28 protein-coding genes are annotated in these 26,113 nt (G+C 41.3%); 14 read left to right on the top strand and 14 right to left on the bottom strand.

Going from position 1 to position 26,113, the window contains the following annotated elements:
• Window positions 1-9: 9 nt before the first annotated feature.
• The 3 genes from V5804_RS15430 to V5804_RS15440 are packed head-to-tail and all read right to left on the bottom strand — an operon-like array spanning window position 10 to window position 2,015.
• Window positions 10-756, bottom strand: coding sequence for an outer membrane beta-barrel protein (locus tag V5804_RS15430; RefSeq protein ID WP_369592297.1), 747 nt, complete (start codon window positions 754-756; stop codon window positions 10-12).
• Entirely contained in the window at window positions 753-1,481 is a 729-nt protein-coding gene (ubiE, locus tag V5804_RS15435) for a bifunctional demethylmenaquinone methyltransferase/2-methoxy-6-polyprenyl-1,4-benzoquinol methylase UbiE (RefSeq protein ID WP_369592298.1), read from the bottom strand. Before ubiE ends, V5804_RS15430 begins: the two co-directional genes overlap by 4 nt.
• A 48-nt stretch (window positions 1,482-1,529) precedes the next feature.
• A complete protein-coding gene (locus V5804_RS15440; protein WP_369592299.1) occupies window positions 1,530-2,015 on the bottom strand; it encodes a VOC family protein in 486 nt (161 codons plus the stop codon).
• A 68-nt stretch (window positions 2,016-2,083) separates the two neighbouring features.
• On the opposite strand from V5804_RS15440, the gene yihA reads away from it, so the two are divergent.
• Window positions 2,084-2,719 (top strand): ribosome biogenesis GTP-binding protein YihA/YsxC, encoded by a 636-nt coding sequence (gene yihA, locus V5804_RS15445; RefSeq protein WP_369592300.1) that lies wholly within the window; start codon window positions 2,084-2,086, stop codon window positions 2,717-2,719.
• Window positions 2,720-2,731: 12 nt separating this feature from the next.
• On the top strand, window positions 2,732-3,586 hold the full coding sequence (locus V5804_RS15450) for a UbiA-like polyprenyltransferase (protein ID WP_369592301.1): 855 nt from the start codon (window positions 2,732-2,734) through the stop codon (window positions 3,584-3,586).
• Window positions 3,587-3,641: 55 nt separating this feature from the next.
• Here V5804_RS15450 and V5804_RS15455 read toward each other — a convergent pair whose 3' ends face one another.
• Together V5804_RS15455 and V5804_RS15460 are read right to left on the bottom strand one after the other, a co-directional pair.
• Complete coding sequence (locus V5804_RS15455; RefSeq protein ID WP_369592302.1) at window positions 3,642-4,094, bottom strand: RES family NAD+ phosphorylase; 453 nt, start codon at window positions 4,092-4,094, stop codon at window positions 3,642-3,644.
• Between the two features lie 5 nt (window positions 4,095-4,099).
• Window positions 4,100-4,522, bottom strand: coding sequence for an antitoxin Xre/MbcA/ParS toxin-binding domain-containing protein (locus tag V5804_RS15460; RefSeq protein ID WP_369592303.1), 423 nt, complete (start codon window positions 4,520-4,522; stop codon window positions 4,100-4,102).
• A 136-nt stretch (window positions 4,523-4,658) separates the two neighbouring features.
• Between V5804_RS15460 and V5804_RS15465 the strand changes: the two genes are divergently transcribed.
• From V5804_RS15465 to V5804_RS15475, 3 genes are all read left to right on the top strand, one after another.
• Window positions 4,659-6,359 (top strand): M3 family oligoendopeptidase, encoded by a 1,701-nt coding sequence (locus V5804_RS15465; RefSeq protein ID WP_369592304.1) that lies wholly within the window; start codon window positions 4,659-4,661, stop codon window positions 6,357-6,359.
• A gap of 118 nt (window positions 6,360-6,477) precedes the next feature.
• Complete coding sequence (locus V5804_RS15470) at window positions 6,478-7,662, top strand: sodium:proton antiporter (RefSeq protein ID WP_369592305.1); 1,185 nt, start codon at window positions 6,478-6,480, stop codon at window positions 7,660-7,662.
• A gap of 195 nt (window positions 7,663-7,857) precedes the next feature.
• Complete coding sequence (locus V5804_RS15475; RefSeq protein WP_369592306.1) at window positions 7,858-8,073, top strand: DUF433 domain-containing protein; 216 nt, start codon at window positions 7,858-7,860, stop codon at window positions 8,071-8,073.
• Between the two features lie 19 nt (window positions 8,074-8,092).
• Here the strand turns inward: V5804_RS15475 and V5804_RS15480 are convergent, their stop codons facing one another.
• A complete protein-coding gene (locus V5804_RS15480) occupies window positions 8,093-8,764 on the bottom strand; it encodes a phosphatase PAP2 family protein (RefSeq protein WP_369592307.1) in 672 nt (223 codons plus the stop codon).
• Between the two features lie 82 nt (window positions 8,765-8,846).
• Between V5804_RS15480 and V5804_RS15485 the strand changes: the two genes are divergently transcribed.
• The gene (locus V5804_RS15485; RefSeq protein ID WP_369592308.1) at window positions 8,847-10,544 is read left to right on the top strand and encodes an APC family permease; all 1,698 of its coding nucleotides are present in this window, start codon (window positions 8,847-8,849) and stop codon (window positions 10,542-10,544) included.
• 129 nt (window positions 10,545-10,673) lie between these two features.
• Here V5804_RS15485 and V5804_RS15490 read toward each other — a convergent pair whose 3' ends face one another.
• On the bottom strand, window positions 10,674-12,617 hold the full coding sequence (locus tag V5804_RS15490; RefSeq protein ID WP_369592332.1) for a KUP/HAK/KT family potassium transporter: 1,944 nt from the start codon (window positions 12,615-12,617) through the stop codon (window positions 10,674-10,676).
• Between the two features lie 187 nt (window positions 12,618-12,804).
• On the opposite strand from V5804_RS15490, the gene V5804_RS15495 reads away from it, so the two are divergent.
• The 4 genes from V5804_RS15495 (at window position 12,805) to bcp (ending at window position 16,238) form a co-directional block, all read left to right on the top strand.
• Window positions 12,805-13,317: a T9SS type A sorting domain-containing protein gene (locus V5804_RS15495; protein ID WP_369592309.1), complete on the top strand. Its 513-nt coding sequence runs from the start codon at window positions 12,805-12,807 to the stop codon at window positions 13,315-13,317.
• Between the two features lie 80 nt (window positions 13,318-13,397).
• Window positions 13,398-14,009, top strand: coding sequence for a fumarylacetoacetate hydrolase family protein (locus V5804_RS15500; protein WP_369592310.1), 612 nt, complete (start codon window positions 13,398-13,400; stop codon window positions 14,007-14,009).
• A gap of 1 nt (window position 14,010) precedes the next feature.
• Complete coding sequence (locus V5804_RS15505) at window positions 14,011-15,750, top strand: M23 family metallopeptidase (RefSeq protein ID WP_369592311.1); 1,740 nt, start codon at window positions 14,011-14,013, stop codon at window positions 15,748-15,750.
• A 14-nt stretch (window positions 15,751-15,764) separates the two neighbouring features.
• On the top strand, window positions 15,765-16,238 hold the full coding sequence (gene bcp / locus V5804_RS15510; protein WP_369592312.1) for a thioredoxin-dependent thiol peroxidase: 474 nt from the start codon (window positions 15,765-15,767) through the stop codon (window positions 16,236-16,238).
• A gap of 2 nt (window positions 16,239-16,240) precedes the next feature.
• On the opposite strand, the gene V5804_RS15515 is transcribed toward bcp, so the two are convergent.
• Window positions 16,241-16,654: an EamA family transporter gene (locus tag V5804_RS15515; RefSeq protein ID WP_369592313.1), complete on the bottom strand. Its 414-nt coding sequence runs from the start codon at window positions 16,652-16,654 to the stop codon at window positions 16,241-16,243.
• A 168-nt stretch (window positions 16,655-16,822) separates the two neighbouring features.
• Between V5804_RS15515 and V5804_RS15520 the strand changes: the two genes are divergently transcribed.
• From V5804_RS15520 to V5804_RS15535, 4 genes are all read left to right on the top strand, one after another.
• Window positions 16,823-17,377, top strand: coding sequence for an RNA polymerase sigma factor (locus tag V5804_RS15520; protein WP_369592314.1), 555 nt, complete (start codon window positions 16,823-16,825; stop codon window positions 17,375-17,377).
• 50 nt (window positions 17,378-17,427) lie between these two features.
• Complete coding sequence (locus tag V5804_RS15525; protein ID WP_369592315.1) at window positions 17,428-18,150, top strand: hypothetical protein; 723 nt, start codon at window positions 17,428-17,430, stop codon at window positions 18,148-18,150.
• A 32-nt stretch (window positions 18,151-18,182) separates the two neighbouring features.
• A complete protein-coding gene (locus V5804_RS15530) occupies window positions 18,183-18,683 on the top strand; it encodes a hypothetical protein (protein ID WP_369592316.1) in 501 nt (166 codons plus the stop codon).
• A 63-nt stretch (window positions 18,684-18,746) separates the two neighbouring features.
• Window positions 18,747-19,934 carry an aspartate aminotransferase family protein gene (locus V5804_RS15535; protein ID WP_369592317.1) on the top strand — a complete coding sequence of 396 codons (1,188 nt, stop codon included), beginning with the start codon at window positions 18,747-18,749 and terminating at the stop codon, window positions 19,932-19,934.
• A 143-nt stretch (window positions 19,935-20,077) separates the two neighbouring features.
• On the opposite strand, the gene V5804_RS15540 is transcribed toward V5804_RS15535, so the two are convergent.
• From V5804_RS15540 to dnaE, 6 genes are all read right to left on the bottom strand, one after another.
• Entirely contained in the window at window positions 20,078-21,001 is a 924-nt protein-coding gene (locus tag V5804_RS15540) for a DUF58 domain-containing protein (protein WP_369592318.1), read from the bottom strand.
• 64 nt (window positions 21,002-21,065) lie between these two features.
• Window positions 21,066-21,419: a hypothetical protein gene (locus V5804_RS15545; RefSeq protein ID WP_369592319.1), complete on the bottom strand. Its 354-nt coding sequence runs from the start codon at window positions 21,417-21,419 to the stop codon at window positions 21,066-21,068.
• Window positions 21,391-21,636, bottom strand: a complete 246-nt coding sequence (locus tag V5804_RS15550; protein WP_369592320.1) for a hypothetical protein — start codon at window positions 21,634-21,636, stop codon at window positions 21,391-21,393. The genes V5804_RS15545 and V5804_RS15550 overlap by 29 nt, the downstream gene beginning before the upstream one ends.
• A 137-nt stretch (window positions 21,637-21,773) precedes the next feature.
• Window positions 21,774-22,094 carry a thioredoxin gene (trxA, locus tag V5804_RS15555; RefSeq protein WP_369592321.1) on the bottom strand — a complete coding sequence of 107 codons (321 nt, stop codon included), beginning with the start codon at window positions 22,092-22,094 and terminating at the stop codon, window positions 21,774-21,776.
• Between the two features lie 91 nt (window positions 22,095-22,185).
• On the bottom strand, window positions 22,186-22,347 hold the full coding sequence (locus tag V5804_RS15560; RefSeq protein WP_369592322.1) for a hypothetical protein: 162 nt from the start codon (window positions 22,345-22,347) through the stop codon (window positions 22,186-22,188).
• 5 nt (window positions 22,348-22,352) lie between these two features.
• On the bottom strand, window positions 22,353-25,937 hold the full coding sequence (gene dnaE / locus V5804_RS15565) for a DNA polymerase III subunit alpha (protein WP_369592323.1): 3,585 nt from the start codon (window positions 25,935-25,937) through the stop codon (window positions 22,353-22,355).
• Window positions 25,938-26,113: the final 176 nt, after the last annotated feature.

A 26,113-nucleotide genomic window follows, 5' to 3' on the forward strand; every position in this document is an offset into this window, starting at 1 on the left:
TTTTAATTTTTATTCAAAGATTAAACTAAACACAATGCTATGCAGATATAGTTTTTCGAGCGGGCTGGCGTAAGGATGGTTTTCGGGATACAAAACGCTGCCAAACGAGTTGGACAGTTTGATTTCGGGCGAAAGTTTAAAGTATTCCAGGTAAATATCGCAACCAAAACCAGCCACATAAGAAGAAAAGTTGGACACGTTTTTAAGCTTTCTTTCAAGCGGGGCCAAATCAGCTTCGTTGTTTTTACTTTGATTGCCGATGCCGTAAGCATATTTTACGCCTCCCAAAACGTAGGCCCGGAAGTTGCCCAAGCGGTTTGATTTTAACTTTAGTTCAAGCGGAAATTCGGCCTGGGTTGTCGAAACCACTTGGTTTTTGTCGGGCGCCAAATCCTGCGTCCGGTATTGATAATTTACGGTCCGGTCGGCAAAAACCAAAGTTGGCGTCAGGCGTACTTCAAAATTATCGGTTACGCTGTACCGCGCTAAAAAACCCAAAGCAAAACCGGCCGTGCCGGGCGAAGTAATGCTGTTTAAAGAGTCGGTTACGTTGCGGTTGGTTCCCTGATCGTAATACGGCGTGCGCCAGTTTGGCTTTTTTAAGATTTTGTAGGAAGAGTTGACGTACTGAAAAGTGTAGCCGAAAGAAAAAGCATTTTGGTCTGCGCCGCCTGCCCAGGCCTGTACCACGCGCTGTGCAGAAGCAGCGGAAGCCCAAAAAAACATGCCTAAAAACAGTATGTACTTAATCTTCATTTAACGCCGGTGTAAACAGAACAAATCCCAAACGCCAGCGGCCGTTGTTTGGTATTTTTGAAACCTACTTTCTGCATCAGCCCGGTAAAACGTTCGCCATCCGGAAACGCGGCGACAGATTCGGGTAGATAAGAATAAGCGCGTGCATCTTTCGAAAAAACTTTACCAATAAAAGGCGTGATATAATTGAAGTAGAAATTATACAAATGTTTGATGGGAAAGATTCTCGGTTTTGAAAACTCTAAAATAACCGCTTTTCCCTGTGGTTTTAAAACACGGAACATATCGGCCAAACCAGCTTCCAGGTTTTCGAAATTACGGACGCCATAAGCAACGGTAACGGCATCAAACTGATCGGCATCAAACAACAACTTTTCCGAATCGCCCAAACGCACTTCAAAACGTTTGCTCATGCTTCTTTTATCTATCTTTTTTTGGGCTATGTTTAACATTCCTTGCGAAATATCCACGCCAATTATTTTTTTTGGTTTGAGGATTTTGATGGCTTCAAAAGCAAAATCGCCGGTTCCGGTTGCCACATCCAAAATCAGTTGCGGCTGGTCTTTTTTTAGTTCGTTGATCGCAATTTTCCGCCAAATGATGTCAATGCCAGCAGATAAAAAATGGTTCAAAAAATCGTAAGTTTTGGAAATATTGTTGAACATATCTGCCACTTGTTCTTTTTTAGTAGCCTGGTTTTGATATGGCGTGATCGTTTTATTCATGCTGATGTTTCAAATATGCAAATAAATAGGTGGTAAAAGAAGCATCGGTTAAACGGCAAGTGCGAGCAGTCCTTCAACATCCAACCGGTTGGTAAACATCGCGATGTCGCCATTCTCGTCTTTCGGCCACAATTCCCGCGGCCGGTCCCAGTACAGTTCCACGCCGTTTTTGTCCGGGTCGTCCAGATAAATTGCTTCCGAAACGCCATGATCAGAAAGGCCGGTCAAAGGATAATTTGCATCAATCAAACGCTTTAAAATAACGGCCAGGTCTTTTCTTTCCGGGTATAAAATTGCCGTGTGGTACAATCCCGGCGCCCTTTCCGGTGCAGGCGGCGAGTTTTTACTGTGCCAGGTATTCAGGCCGATGTGATGGTGGTAGCCGCCAGCCGAAATAAAAGCTGCCTGATCGCCATACATTGTCATCAATTCAAAACCCAGCAATCCGCAATAAAAATCCAACGACTGCTGCAAATTGCTCACTTTTAAATGCACGTGGCCAATGCGTGTTTGGGCCGGGATTTGATATTCCATTTTTGGGCTGGTCTTTATCTTGACGTTTAAACATCAAATTAAAGGCAACAAACCTTTACCTTTGTTTTATGATTGTCAAATCTGCCGAATTTATTTGCAGCAACACGCAAATGTCCAAACTGCCGCCTGCCGTAAAGCCCGAATTTGCTTTTATCGGCCGTTCTAACGTGGGCAAATCTTCTTTAATCAATATGCTGACGGGCAAAAAAGGTTTGGCCAAAACTTCGCAAACGCCGGGCAAAACGCAATTGATCAACCATTTTTTGATTAACGAAAATTGGTACCTGGTTGATTTGCCAGGTTACGGTTACGCGCGGATTTCGAAAACCAAGAAAGAAGAATGGAACAAGTACATCCGCAATTATTTGGAAAAGCGGGAAAACTTGCAATGTGTTTTTGTATTGATTGACAGCCGATTGGAACCGCAAAAAATTGACCTGGAGTTTTGCGCTGCTTTGGGCGAACGCGGCATTCCGTTCGTCATTACTTTTACCAAAGCCGATAAACAGGGCAAAGTAAAAACCGACCAAAATGTGGCCAAGTTTTGCAAAGCTATGTTGACCTTGTTTGAAGAAGTGCCGCAGCATTTTATCACTTCTGCCGAACTGCAAACCGGCCGCGACGAGATTTTGAATTTTATTGGCGAGGTCAACCAAAAGTTTGATGTAAAAGACATTTTAATTTATCAGCCGGACCAGGATTAATTTCTATTTCAAATGAAAAAATATTTTTCCCTCGTTACTTTTTCGCATACCATTTTTGCCATGCCTTTTGCTTTTATCGGCTTTTTTTTGGCGGTAACTACCACCAATCATGTTTTCTCCGCTTTAAAATTAGCGTTGATGCTGCTGTGCATGGTTTTTGCCCGAAGCGCGGCGATGGCTTTTAACCGCTATTTAGACCGTGAAATTGATGCCAAAAACCCGCGGACCAAAGTGCGCGATATTCCGGCCGGAAGGATTAGCGCCAAATCAGCTTTAACTTTTACCATCGCCAATTGCCTGCTTTTTATCGGTACAACCTGGTTCATCAACCCACTTTGTTTCTATTTATCGCCGGTTGCTTTACTGGTGGTTTTGGGTTACAGTGCCACCAAACGCTTTACTTTTTTGTGCCATTTGGTTTTGGGTTTGGGGCTGAGTCTGGCCCCTATCGGCGCTTATTTGGTAGTTACCGGTGCTTTTGCACCGCTGCCCATTTTGTTTTCGGCTTCGGTTTTGTGCTGGGTAAGCGGCTTTGATATCATTTATGCTTTGCAGGATGAAGATTTCGACCGCGAAGAAAAACTGCATTCCATCCCGGTTTTTTTGGGAAAAGTGAATGCGTTGCGGCTTTCCACTTTTCTGCATATTTTATCGGCTGTTTTTGTGATTTTACCAATCTTTTTAACACACGTTAGCTATCCTTATTATTTAGGGATTATTGTTTTTGGCTCAATGTTGGTTTATCAGCACAGCTTGGTAAAACCGCATGATTTAAGCCGGGTCAACTTTGCTTTTATGACGACTAATGGCATTGCAAGTGTTGTTTTTGCTTTATGCTTTTTAATTGATCGGTTATGGATTCGATAAAGAAAACGAAAAATTGGATGCTTCTTTTATCACTATAAAATTAGTGTCTATATTTTCAAACCAACCTTTCGTCCCAAAAGTAATTTTCCGTTCGCACCAAGCTTACTTTGGTTGCAAAATCAGGATGTTTGGTATTGATCAAATAATTGTATTCTTGGGAAATCACGGCAGAAGGAACTTTTAAAACCAGCGATTGACTGCTTTTATACCAGTCGCTGCCGATTTGCTGCAATTGAGAATAAGAATTGGTGCTTCGCCAATCCTCCGGCAAATTATTTTTTAGAACAGCAGTAAAAAGTTCTTCTTCGTCGGCAATAGAAATAATCATCACCCGATAATTAGACTTTGGATTAATACTTTTTCGGGCAACTACTAATTCTAAAGTAGCTAACGAACGGGAGCTTCCGGTATATAAAACAAATTGGTTATCATTGTTCCATCGGTTTGCCAACCCCGATGCTGTTAACTCGTTGGAAAAGTTTTCTTCGGCAATACGATAAACCTCCATTATTTTTATGCGTTATCACCATATTGCATTCCTGTAAGCCGGTCATCAATAAATTTCATTCCACTGTTTGTATGCATAAAAGTAATGGGCGCTTTTTTATCAAAGTAAAAATTCTCCCCTTCCAGCCACTGTAAAAAATCTTTAACACTGCCAAAAACTTCGGCTCCATGCTTAATCAGTGATAATATTATTAATGCTTGCTCCTTGATGCTGTCCTTAATCTGAGCACCGGGCTTGGTATAAGTACGATAAGTTTTTACGCTAACGTCCAGCCAATCTGCAATTTTTTCATCGGTAAAAGCAGTAATATCCTTAATCGCTTTAAAATGCTGATAACTGGCTTTATCGCTTCGGATCAAACTTAAAGTAGCCGCGTGGTCAATTTTAGCAGGGATGTAACTTAACATGGGTTCTTCAAAAGTTTTCATACATCAAATTTAGTAATTTTCCTTTTTACAAAAAGCAATTTTCCCTTTTTTGTTTTTGAAATTCTTGATACTTCTTTTACCACTATAATTTTGGTTGATTGTATTTCCTAATTTCGCAGCTTAATTCTGTCCAACAATGATCCTTAAAAAAGAAAAAAAATATATTCCCGAAAACTTAGAAATTAAATGGGAAAACCTGGAACCGATTTTTACCGAACTGCAAAACCGTTCTATTAATTCGGTGGAAGATCTGGAACAATGGCTGCGCGACCGCAGCGAACTGGAAGCCGCGCTGGAAGAAGATTTTGCCTGGCGCTACATCCGCATGACTTGCGATACGACGAACGAAGAACTGCTGCAAAGTTTTCAATACTTCGCCACGGAAATCGAACCGAAGATTGCGCCGCTGAACAATGAACTGAACAAAAAGCTGATGGATTCTCCATTTAAAGATCAGTTGAACGAAGAAAAATATTTCATTTTGCTGCGCGGAATCAAAAAATCGTTGGAATTGTTCCGCGAAGAAAACATCCCCTTGCAAACCGAACTGCAGGTAGAACAGCAAAAATATCAGTCTATCACCGGCGCGATGTCGGTTTTTATTGACGACAAAGAATACACACTGGAGCAGGCCGCTGTTTTTTTAAAAGATTTGAACCGCGAAAAACGCCAGCAGGTTTGGGAGAAAATTACCTTCCGCCGTTTGCAGGACAAAGATCAATTGGATATGCTTTTTAACCACCTAAAAACAGTACGCCACCAAGTTGCTTTGAATGCCGGTTTCGAGAACTTCCGTGATTACATGTTCCAGGCTTTGGGCCGTTTTGATTATACGCCGCACGATTGCTACAAATTTCATGAAGCGATTGAAACTGAAATTGTGCCGATTTTGCGCGAACAAGCCGAAAAACGCAAAGCAGCTTTGGGTTTGGAAACGTTGAAACCCTGGGACACGGAAGTTGATATTTCGGGAAAACCGGCTTTAAAACCTTTTCAAAGCGGCGAAGAACTGATCGGAAAATCCATCCGTTGCTTCAACAACATCAACCCGGAACTGGGCGAAAAGCTAAACACGATGCGCGAATACGGTTTGTTTGACGTGGAAAGCCGAAAAGGCAAAGCACCGGGCGGTTACAATTATCCGCTGGCCGAAACTGGTGCTCCTTTTATCTTTATGAATTCGGCCGGAACTTTTCGCGATTTAACGACGATGGTTCATGAAGGCGGACACGCCATCCATACTTTTTTAACTGCAAACCTGGAACTAAACGATTTTAAACATTGTCCGAGTGAAGTAGCCGAATTAGCTTCAATGTCAATGGAACTGATTTCGATGGACAACTGGAACGTGTATTTTGAGAACGAAGAAGATTTGAAACGCGCCAAACGCGACCAGCTTTTTGATGTGTTGAAAACGCTGCCCTGGGTTGCCGTGGTTGATCAGTTTCAGCATTGGATTTATACCAATCCGGACCATACTTCGGAACAAAGAACCGAAGCCTGGACGCAAATTTACGAACAGTTTGGTGCTGGTTTTGTGGATTGGAGCGAACATCGCGAAGCCGAACAAAACCTGTGGCAAAAGCAACTGCACATTTTTGAAGTCCCTTTTTATTATATCGAATATGGTATGGCGCAATTGGGTGCGATTGCAGTTTGGAAAAACTACAAGGAAAACCCCGAAAAAGGTTTGCAGCAATATTTGGACGCTTTGAAATTAGGCTACACCAAAACCATCAAAGAAATTTATGAAACTGCCGGTATTAAATTTGATTTCAGTGCCGGATATGTAAAAGAACTGGCCGCTTTTGTAAAGGCGGAAATGGAGAAAATTTAATTTACTTAATTTTATGCCGTAAAAACAGTATGCCGCAATTAAGTGCATACTGTTTTTATCACCTATTTTGCTAAATGGGGCAACTTGCTTAACAGCCATACGATTTTTAAAAACGCCTATGACTACTTATACCGCCCTCATTATACTTAGCGGACTGGTTATTTTCTCTTATGTATTTGACCTAATCTCCAAAAAAACCAAGGTGCCTTCGGTATTGCTGCTGCTGTTTCTGGGCATCGGATTGCGCTATGTGGTTGATTATATTGGTTTTAAAACCTTTAACTTTTTAATGATCCTGCCGGCTTTGGGAACGCTCGGCCTGATCTTGATCGTTTTGGAAGGTGCGTTGGAACTGAAATATGACAAGGAAAAAAACGGCCTCATCCTCCGTTCCTTTTTTTCAGCGTTGGGCATTTTATTGGCAACCAGCGTTGTTTTAGCCTTGATTTTGCAGCATTTGTCTGGCGGCAGTTTTTCAAACTGTTTTTTAAATGCCATCCCTTTCAGCATCGTCAGTTCGTCCATCGCCATTCCGTCGGCCAGTGCCATGGACGATCATAAAAAAGAATACATCATTTACGAAGCTTCTTTTTCTGATATACTCGGCATCGTGCTGTTCAACTTCGCACTATACAACCCCAACATCAAGGCGGCTTCTTTTGTAAACCTGGGCTTGGAAACGCTTTCGATATTGCTTTTATCGGTGGTTTCCTGTTTGTTCATGCTGTACCTCATCAGCCGTTTGCAGCACCATGTCAAGTTTTTCCTGATCATTTCCATCCTGGTGCTGGTTTATGCCTTCGGCGAGCAATTTCATTTATCGGCCTTGATCCTGGTGCTGGCTTTTGGTTTATTTTTGAACAATGCCAATCAGATCAAACTAAAATGGTTCAGAAAATACTTTTTGTACCCGAAACTTTCCAGGGATTTGAGGCAGCTTTTCCAGCTTTCGGCAGAAAGCGCTTTTATCATCCGCACTTTTTTCTTTGTGATCTTTGGGTTTACGATGGACCTGTGGGGGCTGGCAAACCTGGAAGTTTTAGAATACGGCCTCGCTATTTTGGCGGCCATTTACCTGATCCGTTTTTTAAGTTTGAAATATATTGCCAAAACAGACCTGCTGCCAGAAGTTTTTATCACGCCGCGCGGCCTGATCAGTATTTTGCTTTATTATAATTTGCCCGATAATTTGAAGCTAAAAGGAATAGAAACAGGGCTTTTGTTCATGATTATTTTAGGTACCAGCATTATCATGAGCATCGGTTTGTTGTTTTCAAAAAGGAGGATTGCCGTAGAAACATAGTAAAACCGCTAAACCATGTCTTCCCTTTTTGTGATGCTTCTTTTAGCCCTATAAAATTGGTATAGAAAAAACACAAAAACCTTACTGTTTTTTAGGTGATAAAAGAAGCATGGATAATTTACTCGGCGAAATTTGGCTTCAATAACCGTTAGATGGTATTTTTGCCGGAAATAAAGACCTTTTTGTTTAAACAACATGGAACCATCAAAATCAATATCCATCCAAAACCAAAGCGGCGAAATACTTTTCTCCGGAACAGACGTAGCTGTAGCAGTTTTTTTCAATTACCTGAAAGCAGGCCGTTCCAGCGAAAACTTTCTGGACGATTATCCGTCAGTAACGCTTGTACAAGTGCTTGACGTGCTTGAAATGGCCGGAAACACGATCGAACAGGCTTTTAAAGTTGTTTGATTTTGGCTTAATGCTTCTTTTACCGGTTGTTTTTAGGTGTGCCGAAAATGCCGCGGTTCCATTTTTCGGCAGAAAGAAACGGTTGGCCATCAATCCAGCGCAGCCAAAAAACAGTTACAAAAACCCCGATTGCAGAACCGGCCGTTACATCCACCAAAAAATGTTCGCTCAAATACATGCGCGAATAGGCAATTAAAACGGCAAAGATCAGCGTAAACGGCCCCCACCATTTCTTTTTGGCTACATAAGTTAAAACCAAAGCGGCCGTAAAAGCAGAAACAGAATGGCCGGACGGAAAACTGTCTTTATCCAGCATCACCACGCCTTTTACCAAATAAATCCCGCTTAATTTTTTTGCAAAAAACAAGTGCGGCCGTGGCGCTTTTACCAAATGTTTGATGGTTTGTGAAACAGCAAACGTGATGAGGTAACTGGTGGCCAGCAAAAAACCTTTTCTAAAATTGATTAAAAAAACAATAATGGCAATGATGGTGCAGCCCAAACTATCGCCCAAATTGGTGAAGTTTTCAAAAAAAACATCGGCAAAAACAGTATGGATGTGGTTGATGGCAAAATAAATTTTTTCTTTGGTAAAAACCAGCATCAATAAAATGCAAAACGCCAGCAAAACGAGGTAAGGGTATAAAAGCGGACTGATTTTGTTTAAAAACCCGGATAACTTTACTTTCATTATTTCAAATAAACGTTTTCTAAATTGATTATAGTTATTTTTTGATAAGTTTGGTCAAAGTGAAAACACAATAATACGGTAAATGAACAAAAGTATATTCCGAAAAAAATCAGTTTCTAAACTTCTGGAAGACCTTGCTTCGGGCTACGGCGACAGCGAACATGCAGGCGGCAAGTTGAATAAAGTGCTGCGTACCAAAGATTTAACCTTTATGGGCATTGCCGCAGTTATTGGCGCTGGTATATTTTCTACCATCGGCGTAGCTTCTTATGACGGCGGACCCGGCGTTTCCATCCTTTTTGTGATTACAGCAATTACCTGCGGTTTTTCGGCTTTGTGCTATGCCGAATTTGCTTCGCGGATACCGGTTTCGGGCAGCGCTTATACCTATGCTTATGCTTCTTTTGGCGAACTAATTGCCTGGATTATCGGTTGGGATTTGCTAATGGAATACGCCATCGGAAACATTGCCGTGGCCATTTCCTGGAGCAAGTATTTTACCAATTTGATGGAAGGTTTCCACATCCATATCCCCGGTTTTTTAACCATGGATTATTTGTCGGCTTACCGTGGATTTGAGCAATTACAAAAATTAAAAGCAGGCGGCGGCGCGGTTGATGAAAATGTAAGGTTGGCTGCATCGGCATGGAGCAGCGCGCCACAAATTGGCAGTTTAAAAATCATTGCCGATGTACCCGCATTGTTTATCGTTTTTATCATTACCTGGCTGGTTTACGTGGGCATTAAAGAAACGAAAAAAGCAACCAACGCGATGGTGATGTTGAAAATTGCCGTAGTCGTCGGCGTTATTGTTTTAGGTTTTTTTTATGTGAAACCTGCTAACTGGAACCCGTTTTTACCAAACGGTTTTGCGGGTGTAATGAAAGGCGTTTCGGGCGTATTTTTTGCTTATATCGGTTTTGATGCGATTTCTACCACCGCCGAAGAATGCGAAAACCCGCAGCGGGATTTGCCGCGCGGCATGATTTATTCGCTGATTATTTGTACCGTTTTATACATTTTGATCGCGCTTGTTTTGACCGGAATGGTAAATTACAAAGAGTTGCAGGTAGAAGACCCGCTGGCATTTGTTTTCGCGCGTATTGGTTTAAAAAATATCAGTTATGTGATTTCCATCAGCGCGGTGATTGCAACGGCCAGTGTTTTGCTGATCTTCCAGATGGGCCAGCCGCGTATTTGGATGAGCATGAGCCGCGATGGTTTGCTGCCGAAAGCGTTTTCGCGCATCCACCCAAAATACCAAACGCCTTCTTTTGCAACCATTGTTACCGGTTTTGTGGTTGCTGTTCCGGCTTTGTTTTTGAACCTGACGGAAGTAACCGACCTGACCAGCATCGGTACTTTGTTTGCTTTTGTGCTGGTTTGCGGCGGCGTTTTGCTGCTTCCAAAAGAGGACAAAGCACCGGAAGGCGAACATAAAAAGTTTAAAATCCCGTATGTCAACTCCAAATATATTGTGCCGGTTTTGTTTTTGGTTGGGTTGATCGCCTTTTGGAAACCTTTTATGGCACTTTTCCATTACACAGGCGACCACGACAAACTGCCTTATTTTTTGTTCTTTGGATTATCTGCCGTGCTAACAGTGTTGTCCTTCCTCAAAAACCTGTCGCTTATTCCGGTTTTAGGTTTGATAAGCTGTTTTTACTTAATGACCGAATTGGGCTACACCAACTGGCTCCGGTTTTTAATCTGGCTGGTTATCGGTTTGGTTATTTATTTTACGTACAGCTATCGGCACAGCAAATTAAACGCAGCATAAATTACCCAATGCTTCTTTTAGCACCCAAATTTTAGTCTGGTAAAAGAAGTATCAGTAATTTTTTATGTATTGGCCGATGCTTCTTTTATCACCTAAATTTTAATGTGCTAAAAGAAGTATCCGTATTTTTTAATGTATTTGTATCCTTTTGATGTTGACAGGGTCTGCTTCGGCCAGCAAAAGCGGGACTTTTTCTACCGTTACAAAACTCAGGTCGAGGCCAAAACCGCGTTCTTCGGATAAACTCAGTTCTTTCAAAATCAAATAATATTCCATCGTGAACTGCTCATAAAAAGAAAGGTTGTGCGACCTGGAAAGGATTTTCTCCAACACAATAAACCTGAAATCGCCTACAATTTTATGTCGGTTTAGCGAAATGTATTTGCTGGTGATGTCAACTTCTCCGTTTTTAACCAAATCTTCCACCACTTTTCTAAACAGGATATTGATGCGCTGCTCTACCCGGAAACCCAGTTTAAAATCAATCCGGATCAGTTTTCCCGGCACCAAAAATTCTACTTTGTAATCGCACACGTGGGGCTCGTCCATCACGTCAACATGCACCAGCCAATAAATATCGGCACGCTTTGGCTGCTTTTGCAGGATGGAATAAATGATCTTGGATTCGATCTCGGAACTAAAATTGGCACTGGTAAGATAAACCAGTTGCGAGGCAAATTTCGGCACAGATTCGTCTTCGCTCAACTCTTTGATGATCTCGTAATAATCGCTCAACTCCACAAATTTAATATACCGGTTCCTGATTTTCCGTGCCGAATGCCAGGTCCACATCACCGAAAACAACAGGAACCCGATCATCACCGTAAACCAACCGCCATGAACGAATTTGGCTAAGTTACTGGCTAAAAACGTCCCTTCGATCAATACATAAACCGTAAAGAAAGTATAAACAAGGTAACTCGGGTATTTTTTGCGTTTCAGGTAAACCGTGACTAATATGGTCGTCATCAGCATTGCAATGGTGATGCTTAAACCATAAGCAGATTCCATCCTTTCCGATCTTCTGAAAATGGCAACAACCGTTAAACAACCTGCCCAAAGCAGCCAGTTGACGCTTGGAATATACAATTGCCCTTTTTGGTTGGTGGGATAATTGATTTTGATTTTGGGCCATAAATTTAACCTTACCGCTTCCGAAATCAACGTAAACGAACCGGAAATCAGGGCTTGGCTGGCAATAATAGCAGCCATCGTGGCGATGCCGATACCAAAAATCAAAAACCAGGAAGGCATGATCTCATAAAAAGGGTTGCGCACGCCCAACTTTAAATTTTCGTGCTGCAACAGCCAAACGGCCTGGCCCAAATAGTTTAAAACAAGACAGGTTTTAACATAAACCCAGCTTACACGGATATTTTCGCGGCCTGTATGCCCCAGGTCAGAATAAAGCGCTTCGGCACCGGTTGTACACAAAAACACCGCGCCCAAAATAATAAAGGCGTTAGGGTTGTGGGCCAAAAGCAAATAGGCGTAATAGGGGTTTAACGCTTTAAAAATGCCTGGCATCTGCACGATATAAGAAATACCCAGCACGGCCATCATGGTAAACCAGATAACCATGATCGGTCCGAAAGCCTTGCCCACCACAGAAGTGCCAAACTGCTGGATCAAAAACAAAGCAGTGATGATGGCAACCACAATATAAATGGTAGGCAGCCCTTTATAAATAATATCCAAACCTTGTATGGCCGAAGAAATGGTAATTGGCGGCGTGATGATACCATCGGCCAGCAAAGCGCAGCCACCAACCACGGCAGGCACAATCAGCCATCGGGCTTTTTTTCGCACCAAAGAAAACAGGGAAAAAATACCGCCTTCGCCTTTGTTATCGGCTTGCAGGGTGATCACTACATATTTTAACGTAGTTTGCAGGGTCAGAGTCCAAAAAATGCAGGACATTCCGCCTAAAATCAGTATGTTAGAAATGGGCTGGCTGTTTACAATGGCCGTAAAAACATACAAAGGCGACGTACCAATATCACCATAGATAATCCCTAAACTTATTAAAAAACCGGCTGCAGAAAATTTGTGGAGATCTTTATGGTTCACAATTTATAGTTAAATCAAACAATAATGTAACATGTGCAGAGTATATAAGTATAATACAAGGCCCGGCTTTAAATATGGCACGAATTTAGATATTTTTACAGATGTTAAATATTGTTAAATTAATACTGTTTTTATCGGTGTAATTTTTAGTGCATTATTAAATCTATACTTTTGGTTAGGATTTTTATACATGAAACACAACTACCCTATTTTAAGTACGATTATTGTATTGCTGAATGCAGTACTGTTTATGAGTTTTGTGTTGCAAAAAAACGCCCTGTCAAAAGTTAAGTTCGACAGCATTCCTTCAAAATTTCAAACTAAAGCTGAACATACTTCTTATTTAAAAAACGGTTTAAAAGTAACTTTGCCTGCCATTAAACCTGCTCAATACCAAACCATTACCGGCAAACAAACTTCGGACCGGACAGAGAACGAAAAACTGCTTTCGGATGTAATGATCTACCCAAACCCGATAACGGATAAACTTAACCTTACTTACAACGTCAGGAAAAACACAAACGTTTCCGTTAAAATTTTTGATCTTTTGGGCAATGAAGTGATGACTTTGGTATCCCAGCGCGTGGAAGCCGGCGAGCAGAAAAACACTTTCCAGATCAGTACCAGGTTGTCCAGCGGGTTTTATTTTGTGCGGATGATCGTAGGCACAGAATCTGTTATTAAACGCATTTCTGTACTGTAACAGCTATTTTATAACAAAAGCGCCACTGTTTTATAACGGTGGCGCTTTTTTATTTTTTAGTTTTGAAAAAAAATCACTGAATGAAAATCATCGCTATTGGCCGGAACTATGCCGAACACGCCAAAGAATTGAATAACCCAATACCTACGGCACCGGTTATTTTTTTAAAACCTGATACCGCCATTTTAAAAGACAACAAGCCTTTTTACCATCCTGATTTTTCGGAAGACATCCACCACGAAATAGAAATTGTGCTGAAAGTAAGCAAGGAAGGCAAAAACATCAGCGAAAAATTTGCCGCCACTTATTATGATGAAATTGGTCTGGGCATTGATTTTACTGCGCGGGACATTCAGCAAAAACACAAAGAAAAAGGTTTGCCCTGGGAATTGGCCAAAGGGTTTGACAATTCTGCACCCATCAGCAATTTTGTTCCGAAAACACAGTTCCCGGATATTTACCAAATCAATTTTCATTTGAATGTGAACCAGGAAACTCGGCAAACCGGAAAAACCAGCGACCTGCTTTTTTCTTTCGAGCAAATCATTGTTTTCGTTTCGCAATACTTCACCTTAAAAAAAGGCGATTTGATATTTACCGGAACCCCGGCAGGCGTTTCGCGCGTAAAAGCAGGCGACCATTTAGAAGGCTACTTAGAAAACGAGAAGCTGCTTGATTTTTGGGTAAAGTGATATGTTGAGAAATTTTCTACCTGTTTTTTGTTTTCTGTTAAGTCTGGTCACAAATTCAAAAGCGCAAATTTTTACCGAAAACAGCAGTTTACCACAAAGTATTTACCGTTACCCGCCTGGTTATTTTCGTTATCCTTTGGATTTACCGCCCAGCACGGCCGGTTCTTTTGCCGAATTAAGGGCCAATCATTTTCATTCCGGGCTTGATTTTAAAACTAACCAGCGTACCGGTTATCCAATCCATGCCGTTGCCGATGGTTATGTTTCTCGGTTGCGTGTCCAGTACGGCGGTTTTGGTTTGGCGGTTTACATCAATCACCCCAACGGTTACACTTCGGTTTACGGGCATTTGGAACGCGTAACGCCAGATCTTGCCAAGATCATTAAAGATTACCAGTACAAAAACCAGGTTTGGGATGCTGACTTTGTGCTCCAGCCAAACCAGGCGCCGCTGCAAAAAGGCAATGTTTTTGCTTGGTCGGGCAATGCAGGCGCTTCTGCGGGCCCACATTTGCATTTCGAGATCAGGGACACGAAATCCGAACAAACCATCAACCCGCAATTGTTTGGCTTGACTATTCCTGATCATGTTTCGCCAAATATTTATTCCATTACAGCTTATCACCTCAACGGAAAACCTTTTAGCGAAAACACGGCCAAGCAATTTATTCCGGTTGTCGGCGGCGCAGGAAATTACCGGCTAAAAGAAGCATCGCTAATCCATTTAAGCGGGCAATGTGCTTTCGGCATCACCACCAACGATATGAACAGCACTTCGATGAACCATAACGGCATTTATTCGATCCAATTAAATGCGGACGGTAAAACTGTTTTTGTTTTTACAGTTGAACGTTTTGCTTTTGATCAAACACACGCCATCAATTCGCACATTGATTATCCGGCTTTTTTAACTTATGGCCGATGGATACAAAAAAGTTTTGTTGACCCCGGCAACCAAATTGGTTTGTACAACGGCACGCAAAACCGCGGTTTGATTGATTTTAACGATGATGCCATACACGATCTGGAATATGTGGTTAAAGATATTGCCGATAATACTTCTGTCTTTAAATTTCAGGTAAAATCTTCTCCGCCAGCAACTTCCGCAGAAATCACTTCGGCAAAAGGCACCTTTTTTAAATACGACCAGCCAAATACTTTTTCTACCGATCAGGTTAAAGTGGTGCTTCCCGTTGGGGATTTGTACGATAACCTCGATTTTGTTTACGCTGCTTTGCCTCGAAAGGCTGGCGGTTATTCGCCCGTTCATCGCATCCACAACCGCTTTACACCGCTGCATGATAGTTTTGAATTGTGGATAAAACCGGATGTTTCCCTCGGCAACAATTCCAACAAAGCGGTGATTGTAAATACAGGCGGCGGCGCGCAGTCCAGCGTTTTTCAGGATGGTTTTGTAAAAGCAAACGTACGCAACTTTGGCGATTATTATGTTGCTTTGGATACCATCGCGCCAACGATTTCGCCGGTCAACATCTCCGAAGGGAAAAACATGGCGGCAAGTACGAACCTAAGCTTCAGGATTGGCGATAATTTATCAGGAATTAAAAGTTATAATGCGTACATTGATGGCCAATGGGTTTTGTTGGAACATGATTACAAATCGAAGTTGTTCCGCTATTTTTTTGATGAACATTGTTTGCCAGGAAAACACAAACTGGATTTAGTTGCTGTTGACATGAAAGACAATGTAAAAAAGCTGACCCTAAATTTTTACCGATAAAAGAAGCATTTGTAATGGAAACCAAAAACAAAGTTTTAAAAGAAGGCGACAAAGCGCCGGATTTTACCGCAACAGACCAAAATGGAAAATCAGTTTCGATGAAAGATTTTCTGGATAAAACATTGATCTTGTACTTCTACCCAAAAGACGACACGCCGGGCTGTACGGCCGAAGCTTGTAGTTTTCGAGACAATTACGAATCGTTATTGCAGCAAGGCTACAACGTGGTTGGCGTAAGTACGGATGATGAGAAATCGCACAAAAAGTTCGTTTCCAAACACACGTTGCCTTTTACATTGATTGCTGATACCGATCATCATATTGTAGAAAGTTACGGCGTTTGGGTGGAGAAAAATATGTACGGCAAATTGTACATGGGTACGGCGCGAACTACATTTTTGATTGATAAAAACAGCATCATCCAAAAAATCATCGAGAAAGTGGATACCAAAAACTCCTCACAGCAAGTATTGGATTTGCTGGCTTAGCTTTAAAAAATCAATACAAATGTTCCGCCGATGATCAGCCCGGCACCGAGCAGTGTTTTTGCGGTTAAGGGTTCGCCCAAAAATATGGCCGCAAGCAAAATGGACAATGCTACACTTAATTTATCAACCGGCGCCACTTGCGATACTTCGCCTAATTGCAACGCCTTAAAATAAAAAATCCAGGACAAGCCGGTTGCACAGCCCGAAAGCAGCAGGAAAACCCAGTTGTGCGGCGTTAGTTCTTGCGCCTGCTTCGCGCTTCCTTTGTACAAAACAATGCCCCAGGCAATAAACAAAATAACAACCGTACGGATGGCCGTTGCCAAATCAGAATTAACATTTTTAATCCCGATTTTGGCAAAAATAGCAGTCAAAGCTGCAAAAACTGCGGAAAGTAAGGCGTAAATCCACCACATAGTTGATAATTTTTTGTTGTATGATACTTCTTTTAACACCTAAAAATGAAGCCGTTTGTTTTAAATGGCGTAAAGTTATGCCGATATTATTCTTGATTAAATAATAATTAAGGGTATAAAAGGTTAAGTTTGTTTAATAAAATCCGATAAACCAAACATAATTGTTAGATGTCCACACAGGTTGAAGATACCGAGATACTCGAAAAGTTTCAAAACGAAAAAACACGCAATGAGGCTTTTAATCTGTTGCTGAAAAAATACCAGCAAAAAATATACTGGCACGTGCGCCGCATGGTAATTGACCATGACGATGCAGACGATTTGGTGCAGGAGATTTTTGTAAAAGTCTGGAAAAACCTGCTTGGCTTCCGCAATGATGCACAGCTCTATACCTGGATGTACCGCATCGCCACTAACGAGTGCATCACCTTTTTAAATCGAAAAAAACTTAAAAACAATGTTTCGTTTGACGATGTGGCTTATGAACTGTCGGAATCATTAACAGAATCTGCTTATTTTGACGGTGATAAAGCGCAGCGGAAATTGCAACAGGCCATACTTACTTTGCCCGAAAAACAAAGGCTGGTATTTAATTTGAAGTATTTTGACGAGATGAAATACGAAGAAATGTCGGAAGTTTTGGGCACCAGCGTTGGTGCTTTAAAATCATCTTTCCACCTGGCCATCAAAAAAATCGAAGCTTATTTGCTGGCAGAAGATTAATCGAAAACTATTTTAAACCTTTTCAAAAAAACTGATTCTATCTTGGTGTGATGAGCGATAATACTGAAAATATGGACTGGTTAAATGATTTTCCTGCTTTAAAAGCGCAAAGCAGGAAAAACCCGTTCCTGGTTCCCGATCATTTTTTCGAAGAACAGCAGGAACGCATCCATTCGGCTATTTATGCAGATGAGCTGAAACAAAAAACCCCGTCTGTCGGCTTTACGGTTCCGGATGGTTATTTTGAAAATATGCAAGGGCAAATCCTTTCGATTGTTAAATTGGAAGAAATGCGCGCTGCAAACCCGGTGGCTGCAAAATCAGATGCGTTTTTTGACGAGCAGCAAAGCGTTATCGCTGCCCGTATCAAAATAAACGAATATGCAGCTTTAGGAAGCGGTTTTACCGTTCCTGATAATTATTTTAATGATTTGTCAAACCGGATCACTGAAAAAACAGGGATAAAAGAAGCATTGCAACAACCGGTTGGAAAAGTGCGCAACCTGTTTACCCGTGCCGCCTGGAAATATGCAACGGCGGCTTGTATTGCAGTGGCGGTAACTACCGGTGTTTTTGTGAATAAATACCAGGCCGCGCACAATGTGCAGATGCAGCTTTCTAACCTTTCTGACCAGGACATCGAAAACTATTTGCAACTTAACTCAGATACTTACGAAAACCATATTATTTTAGAAAACAGTACTTCGGATACTGGGTTAGTAATAAAAAACAACCAACTGACGACAGACAGCAACGAAACAACTATTAACTAAATTGTTGCCTTATGAGATCAATCAAATCAATAATGACCAAAAAATATAGCATTGCCATTTTGTTGCTGGCCTTATTTTGCAAAGTGGAATGGAGTCATGCACAAAATTTTCATGTTCCTTCACGTGGCAACCAGGATGTAAGGAGCAATTTTAGCAACGGCAATGTGGACAATTCGGTCGGCATGCACAAAATACAATCTATCAAAATGGATTATATTTCGGATAATTTGCACCTTTCTTCGGATGAAGCAGATAAATTTTGGCCGGTGTACCACCAGTACCAAAACGAACTGAACGTGGTTTTGCACCAAAAACGGCAAAACATGCTTAACTCGAGCAAAAACCCACAAGATATTGTGAACGATAACCTGGATTATGATTCGAAAATCTTAAATATTAAAAAACATTACAAAGACGAGTTTGCCCGCATTTTGCCTTCGGATAAACTGGCGCAGTTTTACAGAAGCGAACGCTCGTTTAATGATGAAATGATCAAAAGGCTGAAATATCAAAAAGGCACCGATGGGAATTAAACTTTACTAAAACATGGGCAAAAGGCTTTTAACACTTGTTAAAAGCCTTTTGTATTTTTGCAGATGCTTACAAACCGACAGCTTTTTTTGTTGAATGTTGCCCAAACCTCCAACTCGCCACGATTATTAGAAATTGAACGTGCCGAAGGGCTTTATTTGTACGATGGACAAGGCAAAGCTTACTTGGATTTGGTTTCGGGTTTTGCAGTAAGCAATACCGGCCACCGGCACCCAAAAGTGGTACAAGCTATTAAAGATCAAGTTGATTTATACATGCACCTGAGTGTTTATGGCGAATTTGTGCAAACGCCGCAGGTAAAACTGGCGCAAAAAATCACGTCGCTCCTTCCGCCATCGCTCAACTCGGTTTACTTTGTTAATTCAGGCACAGAAGCAACCGAAGGCGCCATGAAATTGGCTAAACGGTTTACCGGACGACACGAAATTATTGCCTGTAAAAACAGCTATCACGGCAGTACACAAGGCGCGTTGAGTTTGATGGGAAACGAAGAATTTAAACAAGCTTATCGTCCGTTGCTTCCCGGAATCAAGTTCATCAACTTTAACCAGCAGCAGGATTTAAAACAAATTACCACAGAAACCGCAGCCGTGATTGTAGAAACGATTCAGGGGGAAGCTGGCGTCCGCGTTCCTGATTTGGATTACATGCTTCTTTTACGGCATAAATGTTGGCAAACCGGCACGTTGATGATTTTGGACGAGATACAAAGCGGTTTAGGCCGGACTGGTAAACTGTTTGCTTTTGAGCATTTCAACATTGTTCCTGATGTTTTGCTGACCGCAAAAGCATTTGGCGGCGGCATGCCTTTGGGCGCTTTTATCGCACCAAAACACGTGATGGATGCGTTGAAAGAAAACCCAATTTTAGGCCACATTACTACTTTTGGCGGCCATCCAGTTTGTTGCGCGGCAGGTTTAGCTTCGCTGGAAGTTATCCTGAAAGAAAACCTGATGGATGCAGTTCCGGAGAAAGAAAGTTTATTCCGAAAATTGCTTCAACATCCAGAAATAAAAGAAGTTCGTGGAAAAGGATTAATGCTGGGAATCCAATTAAGCAATTTTACACAGGTAGAAAGTGTAAGCAAACGTTGCGTGGAAAACGGCGTAATTGTAGATTGGTTTTTGCATTGCGAAACGGCTTTGCGGATTGCGCCGCCGCTGATAATTACTTTGGAAGAGATTGAAAAAGCTTGTGAAGTTATTTTGGAAGCGGTTGAATATTGTTCCTGATTTTATAGTTAGTCATGCCGAACTTGTTTCGGCATCCCACAAGAAAGGATAAGATTTGCAAGAGAGATGCCGAAATAAATTCGGCATGACAAGTTCAAAACCCAATACAACTTCATACTGTTTTTATGCCGGTAAAAACAGTATCACGCCATTTTATTCCGTTTGATCAAATACGCTTTCAAAACCTGGTCGTAGCCATCGTTCAGGTTGGCATCCACCAAATCAATATGGTACTGCGCACACTTCAACTCCAAATTGTGGCGGTATTTATTTAAAGCCGAACGGTAACCTTCGCGGATTTCGTTCGGATGGACTTTCATTTCGGCACCGCTTTCCAAATCCACAAAATGGTACGGTCGGTTTTCAAAATTAAATTCCAACTCTTTTTGGTGATCGGAAATATTGAAGATCACAACTTCGTGTTTGCTGTGTTTTAAATGCTGCAAAGCCGAAAATAAATTGGCGGACTTTTGCTCGTCCAACGCATTTTCCAGCATATCACTGAAAATAATAATCAGCGAACGTTTATGCACCTGACCGGCCAGTTGATGCAAAACGTTAGAAATTTCGGTCGCTTGTTTGCTTTTTTTATCCTGCAAAACCTTTTCCAATTGTGCAAAAAGGTAAAAAAGATGCGCAGAAGTTGATTTGGCCGAACTGATAAAATTGACTTCATCCGAAAACAGACACAAACCAAAAGCATCGCGCTGCTTTTTAAACAGATACATCAAAGAAGCGGCGGCATAAACGCCAAACTCCAATTTGCTCAACCCTTTTTCCGGAAAGTTCATGCTCGAAGAAGTATCCAAAACCAAAAAACAACGCAGGTTGGTTTCTTCTTCAAACTGCTTCACAAACAATTTATCGGTTCTGGCCATCAGCTTCCAATCCACATTTCTAACTGATTCTCCATTGTTGTAAGCACGGTGTTCGGCAAATTCCACCGAAAAACCATGAAACGGGCTTTGGTGCAAACCGGTGATAAAACCTTCTACCACTTGCTTGGCCAGCAGTTCGAGGTTGGCAAATTGTTGGATTTCCTGGTTGTGGCTTAAAGCGTTGCTCATAAATAAAGCTGTTTTGCTTTAAATTAAAAATTCAGACACTAAATTTTAGGCAGTAAAAGAAGCATTACAAAATATAACCTTGTTCTTTCAGTCCTTCGATTACAGCCTGCTCATCAATCGTGTCGTATTCAGATTTGAGGTATATTTCTGCTAAAAGTACAATTTCATCTGTCACAAAAACATAAGTAATCACTCTTGCACCTCCGCTTTTTCCTTTATTTAAACCAGCTATGCTTAACCTAATTTTGTAAAGATCAGTTCTGATTTCTATTCCGGTTTTGGGTTCTTGCTCAAGTTTCTCTATTAAAATTGAAACATCACTTTTGATACTCCGATGCTTTTTGGCAATTTTCTTTAGAGAACGTTCAAAATACGGGGTAATTCTTATCTTATAGCTCATCCAAAAGAGTTCTTGCATCTTTAAATTCTAACTCTCCCTTTTTCCATTTTTCTATATCATGAAAAGTATTTTTTAAAGATTCGTATAGCTGCTTTTCCTTTTTATTAAAAGGCTGAGGCTTACTTTCTGCTTTGTTCAAACTTTGAACCTGGTAATCTATCTCCAGTACTTTCAGGATTGCTTTAAGCGCTTTTTCGGATTTTTTATCCTCTGTGTTGATCGTGAACGTTGCCATAAACAAATTTACAAATTAATAAAGCTGAACTTATATCTGACACTAATTTTTATACGATAAAAGAAGCATCACCAAAATCAACCCCACAAAAAAACCCGGCTTAAATAAACCAGGTTTTTTATATGCTAAAAGAAGTATTATACCAATTGTTTGTTCAGTTTGTCTGATAAAACAGATTTTGGAACAGCGCCTATTTGTTTGTCCACTATTTCGCCGTTCTTAAAAAACAACAAAGCCGGAATGTTACGGATGCCAAATTTCATAGAAATGCCGGGATTGTTATCCACGTTCACTTTTCCAACTACGGCTTTGTCGCCATAGTCTTTCGCAATTTCTTCAACTACTGGGCCAACCATTCTACACGGTCCGCACCATTCTGCCCAAAAGTCAACCAAAACGGGTTTATCTGATTTTAATACAACTTCGTCGAAGTTGGCATCTGTAATTTCTAAAGCCATGATCTATATGTTTAAATAATGTTTTAACAAATATAGATAATCAATTTACTTGCCACGATTGTGTTATGACAAGTTGACATTTTATAAACTATTAAATTGAATCGTCATCTAACGTTTCAAAATCTATTGCAGCAAAATCACCTGCAACTTCTTTTATATCTGCTAAAAATAATGGATCTGATGCGGCCTCTTTAATCATGTCAAATTTATTTTTCCTTGGTTCATTTCCAGATAAATCTTTTTCAATTTTCATACACACTAATTCAAAAACGGCTGATTTTTAGTCAACTCCTTAATACGATCAATAAAATCATCCGCCGGATTCACCTTAAAATTACGCGAAGGCATTTCAATCGCAATCGCTTCTTCCTTGTCTTTCACCTGGAAACGCAGCACACAGTTTTTAACGGCATATTTCTGGTTGTTGGCTTCAACCAAACCTTGTAAATCGTTTAATAACTGGTCTGAAAGTTCGTTTAGGTTTAGGCTGATGGTGATTGATTTGGTCAATTTATCGCGTAATTCGGAAAGCAAAACCATTTGCGAAATCCGTAAATCCCAGTTATCTTTTTGCCTGAATTTCTCTTCAACCGTTCCACGCACCTGTAAAAAATAACCGTCGAACAGCAGGTTTTTAAATTTGATGTAATCTTCGCCAAACAAAGCAAACTCGTACGAATCGTTGTAATCTTCCAGCACAAAAGTGCCGAATGGATTGCCGGTTTTGGTCATTTTATGCTGAACATTGGACAACAAGCCGCCAACACAAAGATCAGCCTTGCGTTTTAGTTCGTTAAAAGAAGCAATCACTTCGTCGCCGCCTTCGCGGTTTTTCATTTTCTGGATTAGCTTTAAATCCTTCACCGTGGCATTGCAAAATTTCTCCAGTTCGAACTTGTAATTGTCCAGCGGATGGCCGGTTAAATAAATCCCGATCAAATCTTTTTCGTATTTCAGTTTTTCAATCAGCGGATATTCTTCGCCTTCGGGCATCGAAGGTTCGGGGATAAAAGAAGCATTTGAGCCGCCAAACAACGAAACCTGCGAACTGCTTTGCATGTTCTGGTAATCGTTTCCGTATTTAATCAATCGTTCCAAACCGGTCAAAATCCCGTTTTCGGTCTTTAAAAAAAACTGGGAACGTTTTAAACCGAAACTGTCAAAAGCACCGCTGTAAACCAAATTCTCGCAGGATTTTTTGTTGACCGAACGCGTATTGGAACGACGGGCAAAATCATAAATCGTTCGGTACGGGCCGTTGGCATCACGTTCTTCGATAATACTTTCAACCGCTTTTTCGCCTACTCCTTTGATGCCTGCCAATCCAAAACGTATTTCTCCTTTTTGGTTTACGGTGAAAGTATTGAAAGATCCGTTCACATCGGGACCCAAAACCGGAATGCCCATTTGCCGACATTCGTCCATAAAAAAAGTGATCTTTTCGATGTTGTTCTGGTTGTTTAAAACTGCCGCCATGTATTCGGCCGGATAATGAGCCTTGAGATACGCCGTTTGGTAAGCCACAAAAGCGTAGCAGGTAGAGTGCGATTTGTTGAAAGCATACTGCGCAAATGCCTTCCAATCGTTCCAAATCTTGGTCAGTTTATCTTTTGGGTGGCCTTTTGCGGTTGCGCCTTCGGTAAACTGCGCTTCCATTTTGTTCAGGATTTCGATCTGCTTTTTACCCATCGCTTTACGCAAAACGTCGGCATCGCCTTTGCTAAAACCAGCCAGTTTTTGCGATAAAAGCATCACCTGTTCCTGGTAAACGGTAATGCCGTAAGTTTCGGACAGGTACTCTTCCATGTCGGGCAAATCGTAACTGATCGGTTCCAAACCGTGTTTCCGTTTAATAAAGTTTGGGATATATTCCATCGGTCCCGGCCGGTAAAGCGCGTTCATCGCAATCAAATCCTCAAACTTATCGGGCTTCAGTTCGCGCATGTACATTTGCATGCCGTCGCTTTCAAACTGAAAAGTGCCGTTCGTTTTTCCTTCCTGGTACAACTCGTAAGTTTTTGCATCGTCCAGCGGAATTTCATCAATAGAAATATCGAGGTGATGGTTCAGCTTGATCATCCGCAGCGCATCTTTTAAAATGGTTAGTGTTTTTAGCCCTAAAAAATCCATCTTGATAACGCCTGCATCTTCCACCACTTTTCCGTCATACTGCGTAACCAGCAACGTTGATTCTTTGGAAGTGGCAACCGGCAAAATGTTGGTTAAATCTTCCGGCGCGATGATGATTCCGGCAGCATGAACGCCCGTGTTCCGCACCGAACCTTCCAGCTTCTCTGCTTCTTTTAGCACCTTAGATTTTAGGTCGTTCCCTTTTAATATTTCTTGTAGTTCAGGAACCTGTTCGATTGCTTTTTTCAGCGTGATGCCCAGCGTTTCGGGCACTAACTTTTTAATCGTATTTACTTCGGATAAAGGCATATTTAAAGCGCGGCCAACATCCTGAATGCTGGTTCTCGCCGCCATCGAACCGTAAGTAATGATTTGCGCAACCTGGTTTTGTCCGTATTTATCAACCACGTAATCAATCACTTTCTGGCGGCCTTCATCGTCAAAATCCGTATCAATATCAGGCATGGATTTACGGTCGGGGTTGAGGAAACGCTCAAAAAGCAAATTGTATTTAATCGGGTCAATATTGGTGATGCCGATGCAATAAGCCACCGCCGAACCAGCCGCAGAACCACGGCCCGGCCCAACAAAAACACCCAGGTTTCGGCCAGCTTTGATAAAATCGGCCACGATTAAAAAGTAACCGGCAAAACCCATCGTTTTGATGGTGAACAACTCGAAATCAAGCCGTTCCTGCACTTCGGAACCAATTTCGTGGTAACGTTCTTTGGCACCTTTGTAGGTTAAATCCTTTAAATATTCCCACTGGTTTAAAACGTCTGCTTCTGCACCCTGATGGATTTTAAATTCCGGTGGAACCGGAAAATTCGGCAATAAAATATCACGCTTTAGTTTCAGCGTTTCTACTTTATCTACAATTTCGTTTGTGTTGTCTAAAGATTCAGGAATATCCTGAAAAAGCTGACCCATTTCCGCTTGGGATTTGAAATAAAACTGATCGTTCGGGAAACCAAAACGATAGCCTTTTCCGCCTTCTTCATCCGTTGCAATCGGCGTGCTTTGCATATCACCGGTGTTAACGCAAAGCAAAATATCGTGTGCGTTGGCATCCTGCTGATCTACATAATGCGAATCGTTGGAGCAGATTACTTTTACCGCATGTTTTTTGGCGAAAGAAGTAAGCACATTGTTGATTTTGATCTGCTCCGGAATTTCGTGCCGCTGCAATTCGATGTAATAATCTTCGCCAAATAAATCCAGCCACCATTTAAATTCTGCTTCCGCTTCAGCCTCACTGGTTTTCAAAATGGCCTGCGGAACAGAAGCACCAATACAACACGTGGTAGCGATTAAACCTTTGTGGTATTTTACAATCAATTCTTTATCAATGCGCGGCCATTTGCTGTACAAACCTTCCATGTAGCCGAGGGAACACAGTTTGATGAGGTTTTTGTAACCTTCGGCATTTTTGGCGAGTAACAACTGGTGGTAGCGTACGTCTTTTTTATCTTTTGTAAATTGCTTTTTATGGCGGTCGTCCACAACATAAAACTCGCAGCCCACAATTGGTTTAACGTTGTGTTTGGCAGCTTCGGCAACAAATTTAAACACGCCAAACATGTTTCCATGGTCGGTTATCGCCATGGCTTTCATGCCATCGGCAGCAGCTTTTTTAAACAATTTGGTAACATCGGCAGCGCCATCCAGCAAAGAAAACTGAGTATGCACGTGTAAATGAGAAAAATCAGGCATAAAAGAAGTATCTACCACAAATTTACAAAAACTATATTTGCGGTAATAAAATGTGGAAAAGCGACCCAAAAAATGACAAAGCCCGTTTAAATTTATACCAGAGGAAATGCGATGCTTCTTTTACCGACTAAAAATTGGTGCCTGTACAAAACAAAAACCATAGGCACCAATTTTTA

Origin of the sequence: Mucilaginibacter sp. (genome assembly GCF_041088075.1) — a bacterium.
Taxonomy (GTDB): Bacteria; Bacteroidota; Bacteroidia; order Sphingobacteriales; family Sphingobacteriaceae; genus Mucilaginibacter_A.